This is a genomic window from Ascidiaceihabitans donghaensis, from assembly GCF_900302465.1.
Taxonomy (GTDB): domain Bacteria; phylum Pseudomonadota; class Alphaproteobacteria; order Rhodobacterales; family Rhodobacteraceae; genus Ascidiaceihabitans; species Ascidiaceihabitans donghaensis.
On sequence record NZ_OMOR01000001.1, the window covers coordinates 2,213,303 to 2,228,264 of the forward strand.

At 55.8% G+C, this 14,962-nt stretch carries 14 protein-coding genes; 8 read left to right on the top strand and 6 right to left on the bottom strand.

The genetic code is table 11. The features are described 5' to 3' along the window. Positions 1-167: 167 nt before the first annotated feature. Together ASD8599_RS11050 and ASD8599_RS11055 are read right to left on the bottom strand one after the other, a co-directional pair. Entirely contained in the window at positions 168-440 is a 273-nt protein-coding gene (locus ASD8599_RS11050; RefSeq protein ID WP_108828587.1) for a hypothetical protein, read from the bottom strand. Continuing rightward, entirely contained in the window at positions 424-3,201 is a 2,778-nt protein-coding gene (locus tag ASD8599_RS11055; protein ID WP_108828588.1) for a [protein-PII] uridylyltransferase family protein, read from the bottom strand. The genes ASD8599_RS11050 and ASD8599_RS11055 overlap by 17 nt, the downstream gene beginning before the upstream one ends. A gap of 75 nt (positions 3,202-3,276) precedes the next feature. Between ASD8599_RS11055 and ASD8599_RS11060 the strand changes: the two genes are divergently transcribed. The 6 genes from ASD8599_RS11060 to ASD8599_RS11085 all read left to right on the top strand — a co-directional run bounded on the left by ASD8599_RS11060 (position 3,277) and on the right by ASD8599_RS11085 (position 6,958). After that, on the top strand, positions 3,277-3,753 hold the full coding sequence (locus tag ASD8599_RS11060; protein ID WP_108828589.1) for a YbaK/EbsC family protein: 477 nt from the start codon (positions 3,277-3,279) through the stop codon (positions 3,751-3,753). Positions 3,754-3,869: 116 nt separating this feature from the next. Then, entirely contained in the window at positions 3,870-4,289 is a 420-nt protein-coding gene (locus ASD8599_RS11065; RefSeq protein ID WP_108830135.1) for a DUF2852 domain-containing protein, read from the top strand. Positions 4,290-4,368: 79 nt separating this feature from the next. Then, positions 4,369-4,803, top strand: a complete 435-nt coding sequence (locus tag ASD8599_RS11070) for an RDD family protein (RefSeq protein WP_108828590.1) — start codon at positions 4,369-4,371, stop codon at positions 4,801-4,803. Between the two features lie 85 nt (positions 4,804-4,888). After that, positions 4,889-5,707, top strand: a complete 819-nt coding sequence (locus ASD8599_RS11075) for an arginyltransferase (protein WP_108828591.1) — start codon at positions 4,889-4,891, stop codon at positions 5,705-5,707. 120 nt (positions 5,708-5,827) lie between these two features. Continuing rightward, positions 5,828-6,541 carry a cytochrome c biogenesis CcdA family protein gene (locus ASD8599_RS11080; protein WP_108828592.1) on the top strand — a complete coding sequence of 238 codons (714 nt, stop codon included), beginning with the start codon at positions 5,828-5,830 and terminating at the stop codon, positions 6,539-6,541. 15 nt (positions 6,542-6,556) lie between these two features. After that, the gene (locus ASD8599_RS11085) at positions 6,557-6,958 is read left to right on the top strand and encodes a thioredoxin family protein (RefSeq protein ID WP_108828593.1); all 402 of its coding nucleotides are present in this window, start codon (positions 6,557-6,559) and stop codon (positions 6,956-6,958) included. Between the two features lie 9 nt (positions 6,959-6,967). Here the strand turns inward: ASD8599_RS11085 and ASD8599_RS11090 are convergent, their stop codons facing one another. The 4 genes from ASD8599_RS11090 to ASD8599_RS11105 all read right to left on the bottom strand — a co-directional run bounded on the left by ASD8599_RS11090 (position 6,968) and on the right by ASD8599_RS11105 (position 12,636). Then, positions 6,968-7,951, bottom strand: a complete 984-nt coding sequence (locus ASD8599_RS11090) for an isopenicillin N synthase family dioxygenase (RefSeq protein WP_108830136.1) — start codon at positions 7,949-7,951, stop codon at positions 6,968-6,970. 90 nt (positions 7,952-8,041) lie between these two features. Next, positions 8,042-10,396, bottom strand: coding sequence for a TRAP transporter large permease (locus ASD8599_RS11095; protein WP_108828594.1), 2,355 nt, complete (start codon positions 10,394-10,396; stop codon positions 8,042-8,044). Positions 10,397-10,478: 82 nt separating this feature from the next. Continuing rightward, positions 10,479-11,348, bottom strand: coding sequence for a TRAP transporter small permease subunit (locus ASD8599_RS11100; RefSeq protein ID WP_422664767.1), 870 nt, complete (start codon positions 11,346-11,348; stop codon positions 10,479-10,481). A 202-nt stretch (positions 11,349-11,550) separates the two neighbouring features. Continuing rightward, complete coding sequence (locus tag ASD8599_RS11105) at positions 11,551-12,636, bottom strand: TRAP transporter substrate-binding protein (RefSeq protein ID WP_108828596.1); 1,086 nt, start codon at positions 12,634-12,636, stop codon at positions 11,551-11,553. A gap of 241 nt (positions 12,637-12,877) precedes the next feature. Between ASD8599_RS11105 and ASD8599_RS11110 the strand changes: the two genes are divergently transcribed. Beyond that, entirely contained in the window at positions 12,878-14,308 is a 1,431-nt protein-coding gene (locus ASD8599_RS11110) for a cache domain-containing protein (RefSeq protein WP_108828597.1), read from the top strand. Continuing rightward, complete coding sequence (locus tag ASD8599_RS11115) at positions 14,305-14,949, top strand: response regulator transcription factor (RefSeq protein WP_108828598.1); 645 nt, start codon at positions 14,305-14,307, stop codon at positions 14,947-14,949. Before ASD8599_RS11110 ends, ASD8599_RS11115 begins: the two co-directional genes overlap by 4 nt. Positions 14,950-14,962 lie beyond the last annotated feature (13 nt).

A 14,962-nucleotide genomic window follows, 5' to 3' on the forward strand; every position in this document is an offset into this window, starting at 1 on the left:
CGATTGTTCGGCAATTACCATTTTTGGTTGAGGCAACATTTGACGTGGAATTGGGGCAACTTTGCGTCAAATTTTCTGTAATGCTGTGAAACTATATGGGCAATGTCGCGGCGGGTGCATCCCGGCACGCTATGTCCAATGACGTGGAAAACGCCAAAGCGCAGGGATCAATCCCGCGCCCGGCTACGCCATCCACCGCGCCTGCGCGGAGCAGCCATTCCGACCAGACCTTCGTGCATAACCTCGGACATCGGATGCTGTGGCATATCCTTTGCATATTTTTCGATCAAAGCCCGAAGCGTCTGTGCCGTATCAGTTTCCATCGGCAAACTCAGCGCCCAGTCCAAAAAAATCGTCCGGCATTCCGACTTCAGGATGCCTTCAATGCGGTAGGCTTCAAAAATCAAACCCTTCGGGTCCAGATCATCCCCTTTTCTCATGCTGCTCTCCCAGTGCAACGACCCTGTCAATGACAGCCGCCGCTTTAGCATAGTGTGTTTCAAGATCATCTGATCCGATCCCATCCATTGTCCGTCGCAAAAAGTCATGACCGCCAGACCTGACATCGTCATGCCCCAATGATCGCCCCGTCAGTAGCTTGGACGCCATTTGCACGCGCCAACACACATCATAAACGTCAGATAAAACAACGCCATCCGCGTCACTCAGAAGGCCAGCACCGACACCAGCGACTATACCATCCTGCACAGATCGCGTAACGCTCCCAGAAATCAGCAAAAAGGCTTGGGCGCACAGTTCGATATCCTGCAACCGGCCGGGTCCGATTTTGGCGTCCCACATCGATGTGGCTTCCTTGGCTTGCGCGATCCGCACCCGCATTTGCGCAACCTCGTTCAGGATGTGGGCCGCGTCGCGGGGCGTGTGAAGCACCTCGTGGCGGAAGGCTTCGACATCGCGCCCCAATGCGTCTGCCCCCGCCACCACTGCCGCGCGGGTCAGTGCAAGATGTTCCCAAACCCATGCCTGTTCTTTCTGGTAGCTTTGAAAACTGCCCCAACTGGTGGCCACCGGCCCTTGGGTGCCAGAGGGCCGCAGGCGCATATCCACCTCATAAAGCCGGCCTTGCGCCATAGGCGCCGTCATGGCCGTGATCATCGCTTGCGTCAGGCGCGCGTAATATTGCCGCGTGGCCAAGGGCTTGGGGCCTGATGACGCCTCGACCCCGTCCGCATCATAGATCACAATAATATCCAGATCAGATGTCGCATTCAGACGCCCAGCCCCCAACGATCCCATGCCAAGCACAACAGCCCCGCGCCCCGGTGCGGCCCCGTGTTTCTTTGCAAACTGTGCGCCGACCTCTGGCCACAAGCAGACAATGACAGCCCGCGCCAGATCGGCATATTGCGCAGCCGCTTCCGAGGCGCTGACCAATCCACGCAACTGGTGCACACCGATGCGAAAGTGCCATTCTTTGTTCCACCGGCGCACAGCATCCAGTTTTGCCTCATAGTCGGCCTCATGGTTCAAAAGCTGCGCTAGCTCGGCTTGCAAAGCGTCTTGGCCGGGCCACTGCGCAAAGAAACTACCCCCAATCACCGCATCAAACACGCCGGCGTTGCGAGACAAATATTCCGCCAAGGCCGGCGATGTGCTGACAATATCGACCAAAAGATCCACCAAAGACGGGTTGGCATCAAACAGCGCAAACAATTGCACCCCCGCAGGCAACCCCGCCAAAAACCCGTCAAACGCCAACAATGCATCTTGCGGTCGGGGCGCTTGTTCAAGTCGGCGCAACAGCGTGGGTTTGATCCGCTCGAACAATGCGGCGGCCCGTTCACTGCGCAGCGACGGATAGCTGTGCCACCGTTCAATCGCCGCCGTGTCCAACGTATGCTCTGGCGCATCATCTGTTGCAGAGGGGGCGAAAAAGCCTTCGATGGCGTCATGCACCGCGCTGAGCCTGTGATGCAAATCGGCTTCAAGGTCGCGCACGTCCATGTCCATCAGGCAGGCGATCCGTGCCATGCCATCGCCACTTTGCGGCAAACTGTGTGTTTGGGCATCGCGCACCATTTGCAAGCGGTGTTCGACGGTGCGGTGTGCCACATAATTGTCAGTCAACAGGTCCGCGACGTCCGCATCAATCCAGCCCTTTTGGGACAGCCCCGCCAAACCTTCACAGGTGCCACGCATGCGCAGATCGACATCGCGCCCCCCTGCAATCAACTGGCGGGTCTGGGTGAAAAATTCGATTTCGCGGATACCGCCACGCCCCAGTTTCATGTTGTGACCCGGCAATGTAATGGGGCCACCCAGCCCTTTGTGTTCGCGGATCGCAAGCCGCATGTCATGGGCATCTTGAATGGCCGCAAAGTCCAGATGCTTGCGCCACACAAATGGCCGCAGCGCCTTCAAAAAGCCGTCGCCCGCGGCAAGATCACCCGCCGCAGGGCGTGCTTTGATGTAGGCGGCCCGTTCCCAGGTGCGGCCAAGGCTTTCATAGTAACGCTCTGCCGCTTCCATCGCCATACACACCGGCGTCACCCCCGGATCAGGGCGCAGGCGCAAATCAGTGCGAAACACATACCCATCGCCTGTCAGATCATTCAGCAAAGCCGACATAGCGCGTGTCGCTTTCACAAATCCCATGCGGGCCTGCGCAAAATCCGCAACATCAAAGCGGGTCTCATCAAACAGGCAGATCAAATCGATGTCGGACGAATAGTTCAATTCTCCGGCACCCATTTTCCCCATGGCTAGCACCACCATACCGCCTGCGGTTTCCACATCATCCATCGAAACTCCGGGCAGTTTGCCGCGCTTCACTTGGGCCGCGATGCTGGCTTGTAGTGCGGCCTGAGTGGCAGCATCCGCAAAATCTGTCAGGGCTTGTGTCACCTGCGCCAACGACCATGCCCCCCCCAAGTCCGCCAAAGCCGTCAGCAAAGCCACCCGGCGCTTGCCCTGTCGCAAGACCGCCCCCAACTGATCCGGCGCCACATCCCTGCCACACAGCATTTGCGCGGCAAGGGCTGCGTCAGGATCGTCAATGGCGCCAACAATCCAATCGGCTTCCTTTTGAATAAGACCCGCCAGATAAGGGCTGCTGCCCGCCGCGCCATGCAGAAGGTTTTGCGCGGGTGGGGCAAGGTTCCGGACGTGGTCTGTGGCCCCTGCCCCAAGTTCGGGGTCAAAGGCGCGGGGGCATCGGGTCATTTGATCAAGCAAAGTCATGACGCAACTTCCGCCGCAGCGACGTCAGCGTCAATGGGGCTTGCACTTGTTTTATGGCATCGACAGGATGCGCCCATGAGCAAAAGTTTAAAACGTGTCCGCGCCGCTTTGGAAGCTGCAGGGCTGACCCCGAATATTGTGGAAACTGCACAAGCCCGCACCGCAGCTGACGCAGCGCATGCTATTGGATGCGAGATAGACCAAATTGCCAAATCCATCATTTTTGCAGGCGAAACCAGCGGAGAGGCAATTCTGTTTATCACCGCCGGTGGCAATCAGGTCGACGCCGCCAAAGCAGCGGCATTGGCATGTGAGCCTTTGGGCAAAGCGGATGCCGCGTTGATCCGTGCACAGACAGGGTTTGCAATCGGCGGCGTGTCGCCAGTTGGGCATAAGAACCCAATACGGGCGTTTCTGGACCCTAAGTTGCAAGAATTTGATGTGATTTGGGCGGCCGCAGGCACCCCGAACCATGTTTTCTCAAGCTCGACTGCGGAAATTTGCGCATTAACATCCTGCCAAGTATCTGATTTTAAAAAACAAACAAACTAAATGTAAAAAAGATTTACATTATACCTTGCCAGACAGCGGTTGCGGTCCCATCTTGTATGATGTGAAAGGGATTTACATTGTCTTTCACACTGATCGTCACCAACGAAAGGCAACAGATGACAACCCTGACACAAACCGCCCCTTCCTCTGCCTCTGGCGGATGGTTCACGAAGACCGAAGACTGGCTTGATAACAAAGGCAAAGGCGCATGGATCGCAGCCATGGTTCTGGGTTTTGTGTTCTTCTGGCCCGTCGGCCTCGCCCTTCTGTTTTACATGATCTGGAGCAAACGCATGTTTTCTAAATCTTGCAGCCATAAAATGAGCCGTCACAGTGGATTTGGCGCGACACGCACCACAGGCAATTCGGCCTTCGACAGCTACAAAGCAGACACGCTGCGCCGCCTTGAAGAAGAGCAACACAATTTCGAAGCCTTCCTTGAGCGCCTGCGCGAAGCCAAAGACAAGTCGGAATTCGACCAGTTTATGGACGAACGTGCCCGCAAGTCTGACGACGCTGCAACACCTGACGCGTAACCCAGTGTCCGGCCCGTATTCCATCGGGCCGGAGCCACCTTTTCCCTGTTCCTGACATAAAAAGCGCAAAAGACACCCCATGACACATCTGCCTGATCCAGATCGCCAATCCCAATTCTATGCCGATGTGCCGGGCAAACGGTTGTTGGCATGGGTTATCGACGCCGTGATCATCGGTATTCTCACCGCCGTTATCGTGCCATTCACCGCCTTTACAGCACTGTTTTTCCTGCCGTTTTTGTTGTTTGTGGTCAGCCTTGGCTACCGCATCATCACCATTGCCGGCGGATCGGCGACACTTGGAATGCGTATCGCAGCCATCGAATTGCGCAACCGCGACGGCATGCGCCTGAACTTTGCAGAAGCGGCGTTACACACCATCGGTTACCACCTAACCTTGGGTACAGTCGTTGTTCAGATCGTTTCGGTGATCTTTATGTGCGCCAGCCCGCGTGGTCAGTCCTTGACCGATATGGTCCTTGGCACGGCGATGCTAAACCGCCGCAGCCGCTGACACAGGTTTCATAAACCACAATGCACTGAATCGCTTGCGCTTGCAGGTGGTTGGGATACAATTGAGTAAATCAGTCAGGTCCCTTATGCGCCACACGCTTCCCATTGCGCCGCAGTTTTATGTAACGGCACCGCAACCCTGTCCGTATCTGGATGGGCGCATGGAACGTAAGCTTTTCACCGCATTGCAGGGCGAAAACGCAACCACACTGAACGACAGCCTATCACAACAAGGATTTCGCCGGTCGCAGAACGTCTTGTACCGCCCGTCCTGTTCGGAATGCTCTGCATGTTTGTCTGCGCGCATCGACGTTTCAAAATTTGTGCCCTCCAAAAGCCAAAAGCGCGTCATACGCCGAAACACATCCTTGTCGCGCCGCGCTACATCCCCTTGGGCCACCGAAGCACAATATGACTTGTTTCGCACCTATCTGGACAGCCGCCACGCGGATGGGGGCATGGCGGACATGGATGTGTTCGAATTTGCCGCGATGATCGAAGAAACACCGATCCGCAGCCGTGTCATTGAATACACCGACGACGATTCAAAGGACCTCACTGCCGTCAGTTTGACGGATGTTTTGTCTGATGGCCTTAGTATGGTTTATTCTTTTTACAAGCCCGACATGCCACGCAACAGTTTTGGCACCTACCTGATCCTTGACCACATCGAGATCGCCCGCGAAGCGAACTTGCCCTACGTCTACTTGGGCTATTGGGTGCCGGGCAGCCAGAAAATGGGCTACAAAGCCAATTTTTCCGGGCTTGAGGTCTACACAGACGGCGCATGGACCCCGATGGACGATCCCGAAAGGTTCCGCGCGCGCCGCCATCCTTTGTCCACGGATCCCATCGCGGAACAGGTGGCCAATATCTCTTTGCCAGACACACGCCCCACCACCTGACGCGGTGACGCCGCCAGTTTGTTACAAAGCGTCTGTTACAGCGTCGGTTAACCTGTCTGTTACAACGACTGACAGCTTTGTCATTTGGCCACGGCTGGTGTCGCGTCATATATACCCGTTATGGAATTTGTATTTGCTTATCTCGCCGGGCTGCTGACCCTGATCAACCCTTGCGTACTGCCGGTGTTGCCGATTGTCTTGGTGTCTTCATTGAACGCCAGCCGCATGGGGCCGGTGGCTTTGGCCGCGGGTATGAGCCTGTCTTTTGTTGTCTTTGGCGTGCTGGTCACAGCCTTTGGCGGTGCCATCGGGTTGACGCAAGACACGTTGGCCCAAATCGGGGCCGTTATAATGGTCGTCTTTGGCACGGTCCTTTTGGTCCCTGCATTGTCCACCCGCTTTGAAGCTGCGGCAGCAGGTATGGCAGGTCGTGCAGACGGCACGATGAATGACATCGACAATCAAAGCACCAAAGGGCAGTTCATCGGCGGATTGCTGTTGGGCACCGTTTGGTCGCCGTGCATTGGTCCCACGCTGGGTGGGGCAATAGCACTTGCATCACAGGGTGAAAACCTTGGCTATGTGACACTGATTATGGTCGCGTTCGCTGCAGGCGTATCCACTTTGATTCTCGGTCTGGGTCTGGGTGCGCGCGAAGCCATACGCAGCCGTGCCACACGCCTGCGCACGGTGGCTGCAAAATCCAAACCGATCCTTGGTGCGACATTTGTGGTCGTGGGCCTGATGCTGCTGTTCAAAGTCAACCACATCATCGAGGCGTGGTTGGTGCAGGTTTTGCCCTACTGGCTGCAAGACCTATCTGTTTCAATATAATCTCAGGAGATCCAAATGAACCGTCGTGACTTTTTCCTTGCCTGCACTGCCACAGCTGTCTTGCCGATGGCGGCACAGGCCAGCACGGAACTGAAAGACTATACGCCCGGCCTGATCCAAGACGCTTTGGACCGCGGCGAAACCGTGTTTGTGGATTATGCCGCCGACTGGTGTTCCACATGCGCACGCCAAGAACGCATCATCGGGCAATTGCGCGGCGAAAACCCCGCCTACAACAGCGCCATGACGTTTGTGCGCGTGGACTGGGACGACTACAAGTCACACGACGTCACCACATCACGCAACATCCCGCGCCGTTCCACGTTGATCGTTCTGAAAGGCGGTCAGGAACTGGGCCGCATCGTGGCCGGCACGTCGCAGGCAGACATCAAAGACTTGATGGACAAAGGCTTGTAAGCCAAACGCCTAGTCTTTTTGATACTGCTTGAAATTGCGCCCGTTGCGGCCTGCGATATGTTCGCCGGCCGTGACAACAGTATAATTCGGATCAACTGCCCCGAAATCCGCCGGATCAATCGGTGTCTGGCTGGCGGGGTCGAAAAAGATCGGCACCGAGTACCGGCTGCGTCCCGAACTGTTCAACACCCGATGTTTGGTGGACACCAGACGCCCATTGCTCCAGCGTTCCAGAAGGTCCCCGATGTTGCACACGAATGTGCCCGGCAGCGGCGGCGCGTCGATCCATTCCCCAGCAAGGTTTTGCACCTGAAGCCCGCCCACGTCGTCTTGCTTTAAAATTGTAAGCGCTCCGAAATCAGAATGGGCCGCTGCACCAAAGCGCTGGGCCATCCGGTCGTCTTCGGTCATGGCCGGATAGTAGACCAATTGCCCCCGCGCCAAAGGCGCTGCATAGGCTTTGTCGAAAAATGTGGCCTCGCGCCCCAACCCGGTGGCAAGGGCACCCATGATCTTGCGGCCCATGTCTACGACACTGAGATAATAAGCCATCAGCTGTGGCTTCAAATCAGGGGCGACCGCGTCTGGCCATTGGTTGACGGCCACCATCGGCACACCTGCTTTGACGTCCTTGTTGTCTGCATCCACATCCCACCCCCAAAAGAACACTTCCTTGGCGTCGTGGGTTTTGGCGCCCTCCAGATGGGTCATGCCCTGCCCCATCCATCCGCGCTGATCCGTGTTCACCTGTACCGTGGCTTTGTCATCCGCCGGTAAAGCAAAGAAGTCACGCGAGGCGGCAAAGGCGCGATCTATCAGGCCCTGGTGGATGCCATGGCCCGAAATATAGAAAAACCCCGACGTTTGCGCCGCCGCCATGATGTCAGCACTGATGCGGGCGCGGCCGACTGCGGTGTCCAGTTCGGACACATCCACAACGGGAATTTCGTCAAAATCCACAGTTCGCGACGCTGCGTAGTCGGGTTGGGCCATTTCGTCGTCTCCTTGCCCACCACCCAACACCAGACCCCAAAAAAAGGCCACTCAAAAGAGCGGCCTTTCCGGTTTGCAATTTTGCCTCGATCAGTTCGGGATCAGGTCCGGCACGATCGTGACAATCGCAGGGAACCAATAGAGCAGGAACAATCCCCCCACCTGGATCAGAACGAATGGCAGGATGCCGCGATAGATGTGACGTGTTGTGACCTCTTTGGGGGCGACCCCGCGCAGGTAGAACAGCGCAAATCCAAAGGGCGGTGTCAGGAAGGACGTCTGCAGGTTCACCGCGATCATAATCGTCACCCATTTGGGGTCGAAGGTGCCGCCGTAGATGACGGGACCAACGATAGGGATCACGATGTAGATGATCTCAAGGAAGTCCAAGACAAACCCAAGGATGAACAGCACCAGCATCACAATCAGGAAGACCGTCACCTCATTGTCAAACGACTTGAGGAATTGCTGGATGTAATGTTCGCCCCCGAAGCTGATGACCACAAGGTTCAACAACTGCGATCCAATCAGGATGGTGAAGACCATGGACGTGACCTTGGCGGTTTCCCGTACCACTGGCGTCAAGACGCCGCTTGTGAACAGGATCCAGCAGGAAAACAACAAGCCGAACAATGCGTACATGTAAGCGCCGTAAGCCACGAAGAAGGCCACCCAGCTTTCAAAAGACACATCGTCTTGGTTGATGCGAAGATCAAAATTCACGCCCACAAGGATGCAGATGATGATGGCCAGCGTAGACCAGATGATGACCTTGGGTGAGCGGTCTGTGTCACGCAGTTTGCGGTAGGCCGCCAACATGATCGCCCCACCTGCCCCAAGAGCCGCAGCAGGCGTCGGGTTTGTGATGCCGCCAAGGATAGACCCAAGAACAGCCACGATCAGGATCAGCGGTGGAAAGACCACGCGGATCAGTTCGTTTTTGGCGCAAAGCGTGACACCAAAGACAACCCCGTACAGGATCGCCACTGCTGGCAGGAACATCATGGCGACATAAACGCCAGCCGATGTTTCGGGGCCGACCAAGGCAATGTCCACAATCAAAGCCAACACAACACCAATGCCACCGACGATCAGAGGGCGCGGGTTTGCCGATGGTGAGACGCCGCGTGCGACGCTCAGGATCAGCCCCATAAAGATCAGCAAAATGGCTGTGCCAGTCCCGATGGGGGCTGCAGCTGCGACTTTTGCATCAATCGCCGCTTGCAACGCCTCAGGGCTGAGACGTTCGGACTGTTGAACACCGCCTGCTGCTTCAATGGCCGCTTGCTGTGCCACGGCTGCATCCCATGCAGGCTGGCCGTGCAATTCGATCATCGCTGCTTGGCACATTTCAGAGACATTGGTGCGCAAAGACGCGCTTTCGCCTATGTCGGAGAACGAAGACACCACCATGCTTTGGCTGCCCACAATCCCAAGATTGCCCAAAAGCACCGTGCCCACGATCAACGCCACTGGCACAAACAAGAACCATGTCAGCGCTTCACCGCGTGTGACGGGTTCGGCGTTGGTGGATCCCATCGGCACCGCAGGGGCTTTGTCGGGGTTCAACAACGCGTATCCAAAGGCATAAAGCGCATAGAGCAACGCCAACAGAATGCCCGGCAACAAGGCTGCCTGGAACAAGGTACCGACAGACACAACCGCAGGCTCACCCAAATACGTCAGCGCCGATTGGCAGCCCACGGACATGGCGCGTGCTTCTTGCGCGGATGAATACAAGTCCCCCGCCAACGTGCCCAACAAAACAATCACGATGGACGGCGGAATGATCTGCCCCAAAGTGCCAGAGGCCGCGATGACGCCCGTTGCGATCTCAGGTGAGTACCCATTGCGCAGCATTGTCGGCAACGCCAGCAGGCCCATTGTCACCACTGTTGCGCCGACGATCCCCGTGGAGGCCGCCAAAAAGGCACCAACCACTACAATCGAAACAGCCAAACCACCCGGCAACGGGCCAAAGACACGCGCCATTGTGGTCAGCAGGTCGTTGGCAATCTTTGAGCGCTCCAACGTGATGCCCATCATAACGAACATCAAAACCGCCAGCAGCGTCTCGATAGAAGCCCCCGCGAACACGCGTTCATTCATGCGGTTCACGATGAACGATACGTTCCGGTCCAGTGCAACTTCCCAGCCTTTCGGGAACACAGGCTCACCGATGCGTGGCAGGTCAGGGAACCTGAAGACGCTGATGCTGTTGGGATCAACGCCGGAATTGACCAAATCGCGGTAGGCTTGTGCAGACTGGTCAATGGCTTGGTGGATCAGCAATCCTGCACTGTCCAAGGCGGCAATAATGCCGAAAGATATGACACCCGCACCACCGATGGCAAAAGCCACGGGAAAGCCGGACAAAATGCCGCCAAACAGGCAAACAAAGACGATAATCAGGCCAATCTCGACCCCATCAAGACCAAATAGCATTATTTAGCTCCCGTCACATTTTCGAACCGAGCGAGGGTCGCTGACCCAAAGACCGGTACCCACTTTTTCTGAAAATGTTCCATTAGTGCGTCCCTTCATAGGCTTCTTCGCCTTCGCCAAGTGTGTCGCGATCCAGATATTTGCCTTCGCTTTCTTCGCCCTCTTTCCATTCAAGGTAAGAGCGATACAGGAAAGCTATTGCGTGTAAAAACACCAGTGCAGTGAACGCGACCAGCAGGATTTTGAACAAGAAATAGCCCGTAAATCCGTTGGGGGAAAAGCCGATGGTTTCGACGTTCCAGCGCATGGCGCGTGATTTCAGCAGCAAGCGGTCCAATGTGTCAGAGGCCGACGGCTTTGGCACGATCAGGTGGCGCCACAAGAAGTACCAGCCATACATCCATGTCAGGATTGCCGCAGGCATCATGAAGAAAATGGCACCGAACATGTCGATGACCTTCTTGGTGCGGAATTTGACGGCGGAATATACCAGATCCACGCGGACATGGCCGCCCTGTACAAAGGTATATGTCGCACAAAGTGCAACGACCAAGGCGTTGTAAAGCTTCAGTTCTTCGGCGAACCAGGAGATGTCGAACTGAAGCGGAATACCAAAGCCGATAGAGATGTCGGGGCGCGTGAAAATCCGCTGCAAAAATACGATGATAATCTGTTGAAGCACCATCAAAAGGCCAGCCCAAGCAAACAAGCGGCCGATGCCGTTGGCGAAACCTTCAAGGATACGCACGACCCCCCACATGATTTCGTTCCGGATCAGGCCGCCGATGGTCAGCACCAGAAAGAGGGCGAACACTGCAAAGAAAAATTCAGTAGAGCCGCCGTAATACACAAAGCGCATGACAGCTTCTTTGTTGCTCCAGTCCAGCCAAAGGCCGGGATGCGTTACCGCGTAGGCAATGTTGTAAAAGGCCATCACCGTTTCGGTCAGCATCCACACAATGCCTGACCCGATCCCGCTGATCAGCTGTCCAAATGACACGACGCCTTCATTTCCCATGATGTCCCCCCGAACCCGTTATGGGCCTTGCAATTCTTTTAAGGCGATGCGTGCCTGTAATCGTGGTTTGTGTCAAAAAGGCCCCTGAATTTATCATTAAAAATCAGGGGCCTATTCGATGTTTTTAAGCTAAGCCTCAGCCGCCCAGAACGCGGATACGCTGTTGGACATAGTAGGCATCGGATTTGTTGATCCAGCTTGCGGAAGACGCCAAAGACGCTTCGAACGATTCACGGATCTTCGCGAACAGTTCGTCGCCCATGTTTTCGTCCATGACTTCTTTGGAGGCTGCACCGAATGCATCCCAAACGTCGTCACCAAACTGCAGTGTTTTCACACCTTGCTGCTGCAAACGGGCCAATGCCGCGCCGTTGTTGGACAGTGTTTCTGCCAACTGGACGTGTGTCGTGGCGCGCGATGCGTTTTGCAAGATCGCCTGATGCTGTGGTGTCAGGTCGTTCCAGACGTCAAGGTTGACGGAAGACGCCAAAGCCGAACCTGGCTCGTGGAAGCCGGCTGTGTAGTAGACTTTTGCAACTTCTTGGAAGCCCGCGCGTTCGTCCGCTTGTGGGCCAACCCACTCAAGACCGTCCAAAGCACCGGAAGACAGCGCTTGATACAGTTCGCCGCCTGGGATGTTTTGAACAGAAGCGCCCAATTTACCCAGAACTTTACCGCCAAGACCCGGCATACGGAACTTGAGGCCGTTGAAGTCGGCAGCAGAGTTGATTTCGTTGCGGAACCAACCACCGGACTGCGAACCGGAGTTACCCGCCAACAGGCCTTTGAGGTTGAAGATTTCGCCCAGCTCGTCGTGCAGCTCTTGGCCGCCGCCGTGCTCGTACCAGTTTGTGACTTCTTGTGCTGTGCCACCGAAAGGCACGGCTGTGAAGTACGCGTAACCGGGGTGCTGACCGATGTAGTAGTAGTCGGCAGAGTGGTACATGTCGGCTTGACCGGAAGAAACCGCGTCAAACACTTCCAACGCGCCAACCAGTTCGCCAGGTGCTTTTTTGTCGATGGTCAAGTTGCCATCGGACATTTCGCCCACGAACTTTTCCAAGTATGACGCAGCATCATCCAGAACCGCAAAACCGCGGGGCCAGGATGTAACCATTGTCAGGGTGCGCTTGCCTTGCGCGTAAACAGGTGCGGCCAATGTAGATGCAGCAGCGGCTGTGCCGCCCAGTGCAGATGTCTTCAAAAATGAACGACGATCCATATAGTGATCCTCCCAGATATGATGTCCAAAGGGGGATTGCCCCCGCAGACGGATCGTTTCGAGTGTCGCCACACTAGTCGCATCGTGAAAATTTGAAATACCTATTACTGCGTAGACGCAGCACGTAAGCCCCCGCATTTAGCGCTATCGGGGGATTTTTTTACATCATTTCCAATGGTTTTCCGCCCCTCGCGTCCCCCTCCCCCTTTGATTCGGGCGAAATCCCGCGTATCGATTCGCCATGCGCCGCCTCTTGTCAGCCTTCACACCGAACTATGGTCAAAAGCTATCTTTGGTGGCCTCTATCCCCCTTATTCTGGCGGTGGCTGCCATCGCAGCCCTTGTCGCGGTCCAAAGCCGCGCTTTGGCGGAACGCGAAATCAAAGCACTGGAAAACCAGTTGCTTGAGGCAAAGAAAGCCGAACTGCGCAATTACGTCACTCAGGCACGCAACGGGTTTTACTTTATCTATGGAAATGCGTCCCCCGATGACGAAGAAGCGAAACAACAGGTCAAACAGATCCTGTCAGCGATGATTTACGGCGATGACGGGTTCTTTTTTGTGTATGATTACGATGGCACCAATCTGGTCAGCCCCCGTCAAACAGAACGCATCAACCAGACTTTTGTGAACGAAACCGACAGCGAAGGAACGCCCGTTGTCGATGAATTGATCCGCATTGCACGGCAAGGCGACGGGTATTTGACGCATCTGTGGTCGAAACCCTCGACGGGCAAAGAAGCGCGCATGATCACTTATGTCACCTCTTTCCCCTCATGGCGGTGGGCTGTTGGCACAGGCGTGTTCATCGACGATGTGCTGGCCACAGTTGCCACAGCCCGCGCGGACGTTGAAAGCCGTATCCAGCGGACATTCGTATACATCTCAGCGATCACGCTGGCTGCGATACTGATGGTGTTTTTGTCAGGCATGGTCATCAACTTTCGTGAACGCCGTTTGGCCGATGCCAAGCTCAAGAAACTGACCCAGCGCGTTTTCGATGCCCAAGAAGAAGAACGCGGCCGCGTGGCGCGTGAATTGCACGATGGCATCAGCCAGATTTTGGTGGGCGTGCGCTACACATTGGACAGTGCACGGCGCAGATTCGATCGTGGCACGCCAGATGCCGACCAATCCCTCGACCAAGGCATTGAACACTTGGGCACTGCCATCAACGAAGTGCGTCGCATCAGCCGGGATTTGCGCCCCGGTGTTCTAGATGATTTGGGGCTTGGTCCCGCCCTCAAATCGTTGACCGAAGATTTTGAAGATCGCACAGGCATTCAAACCGACTTTCACACCGTAGTGTTTCGCAACCGGCTGGATTCAAATGCCAAGATCGCGCTGTACCGCATCGCGCAAGAAGCTTTGACCAATATTGAACGCCACGCCGGCGCCACGCAGGCCAAGCTTGATCTGCGCGGGCACAAACGGGGCGCGACGCTGCGCATATCAGACAACGGTCGGGGTATGAACCAATCCGTAGAACAGCGTGGCCCCGGTATCGGATTGCGCAACATGCAAGAACGCGTTGAGCAGTTGGATGGCACATTGCGCATCCTGTCCGCACGCGGGATCGGCAAAGGCACAATCATCGAAGCCACTGTTCCGCTCACGCATCTTCTGCCGCCTTCTTCTGACGAAACCCTCGCAAAACGAGTTCCCGTATGACCCAGCCTATCCGCGTTCTGATTGTTGATGATCACCCGATGGTTGCCCAAGGCATCCAATCCGTTCTGGAAAGCTACCCCGAGCTGGATGTGGTCGGCACCTTGAACAACGGCCGCGCAGTCGTAGAGCAACTTGAAACCCTGAACCCCGACGTCATCTTGATGGATCTGAACATGCCGGAAATGGGCGGCCTGACCGCCACAGAAATGGTGATCGAACAGCGCCCGGGCACACGTGTGCTTGTGCTGTCGATGCATGACAGCCCCGAATACATATCGTCCGCCCTAAGCCACGGGGCGATGGGGTATGTTCTGAAAGATGTGCCAACCGATGAAATCAAGCTGGCGATAGACGCAGTGATGCGGGGCGAACAATACCTCTGCACCGGGGCTGCCGGATCGTTGAAACCCAAACCCGGCGATGCACGTGATGCGCTGACGGGGCGTGAACAAACTATTTTGCTACAACTGGCGCAGGGTAAGTCGAACAAACAAGTGGCCAATGAGCTGGATATTTCTGTGCGCACAGTTGAGACACACCGCAAAAATATCAAACGAAAATTGGGGATCTCCTCAACCGCCGGGCTGACGCGCTACGCGATGGAGCATGGCGTATTGCAGGGCACAGGCAGTACGCTTTGACCTTTGCTTTTTA

Excerpts from the sequence above, each read along its gene's own strand:
- ASD8599_RS11050 (WP_108828587.1), bottom strand. The coding sequence starts at position 440 with ATGAGAAAAGGGGATGATCTGGACCCGAAGGGTTTGATTTTTGAAGCC.
- ASD8599_RS11100 (WP_422664767.1), bottom strand. The coding sequence starts at position 11,348 with ATGCTGACCGAAACGGTGATGGCCTTTTACAACATTGCCTACGCGGTA.
- ASD8599_RS11105 (WP_108828596.1), bottom strand. The coding sequence starts at position 12,636 with ATGGATCGTCGTTCATTTTTGAAGACATCTGCACTGGGCGGCACAGCC.
- ASD8599_RS11055 (WP_108828588.1), bottom strand. The coding sequence starts at position 3,201 with ATGACTTTGCTTGATCAAATGACCCGATGCCCCCGCGCCTTTGACCCC.
- ASD8599_RS11095 (WP_108828594.1), bottom strand. The coding sequence starts at position 10,396 with ATGCTATTTGGTCTTGATGGGGTCGAGATTGGCCTGATTATCGTCTTT.
- ASD8599_RS11080 (WP_108828592.1), top strand. The coding sequence starts at position 5,828 with ATGGAATTTGTATTTGCTTATCTCGCCGGGCTGCTGACCCTGATCAAC.
- ASD8599_RS11075 (WP_108828591.1), top strand. The coding sequence starts at position 4,889 with ATGCGCCACACGCTTCCCATTGCGCCGCAGTTTTATGTAACGGCACCG.
- ASD8599_RS11115 (WP_108828598.1), top strand. The coding sequence starts at position 14,305 with ATGACCCAGCCTATCCGCGTTCTGATTGTTGATGATCACCCGATGGTT.
- ASD8599_RS11110 (WP_108828597.1), top strand. The coding sequence starts at position 12,878 with ATGCGCCGCCTCTTGTCAGCCTTCACACCGAACTATGGTCAAAAGCTA.
- ASD8599_RS11085 (WP_108828593.1), top strand. The coding sequence starts at position 6,557 with ATGAACCGTCGTGACTTTTTCCTTGCCTGCACTGCCACAGCTGTCTTG.
- ASD8599_RS11070 (WP_108828590.1), top strand. The coding sequence starts at position 4,369 with ATGACACATCTGCCTGATCCAGATCGCCAATCCCAATTCTATGCCGAT.
- ASD8599_RS11060 (WP_108828589.1), top strand. The coding sequence starts at position 3,277 with ATGAGCAAAAGTTTAAAACGTGTCCGCGCCGCTTTGGAAGCTGCAGGG.
- ASD8599_RS11090 (WP_108830136.1), bottom strand. The coding sequence starts at position 7,951 with ATGGCCCAACCCGACTACGCAGCGTCGCGAACTGTGGATTTTGACGAA.
- ASD8599_RS11065 (WP_108830135.1), top strand. The coding sequence starts at position 3,870 with ATGACAACCCTGACACAAACCGCCCCTTCCTCTGCCTCTGGCGGATGG.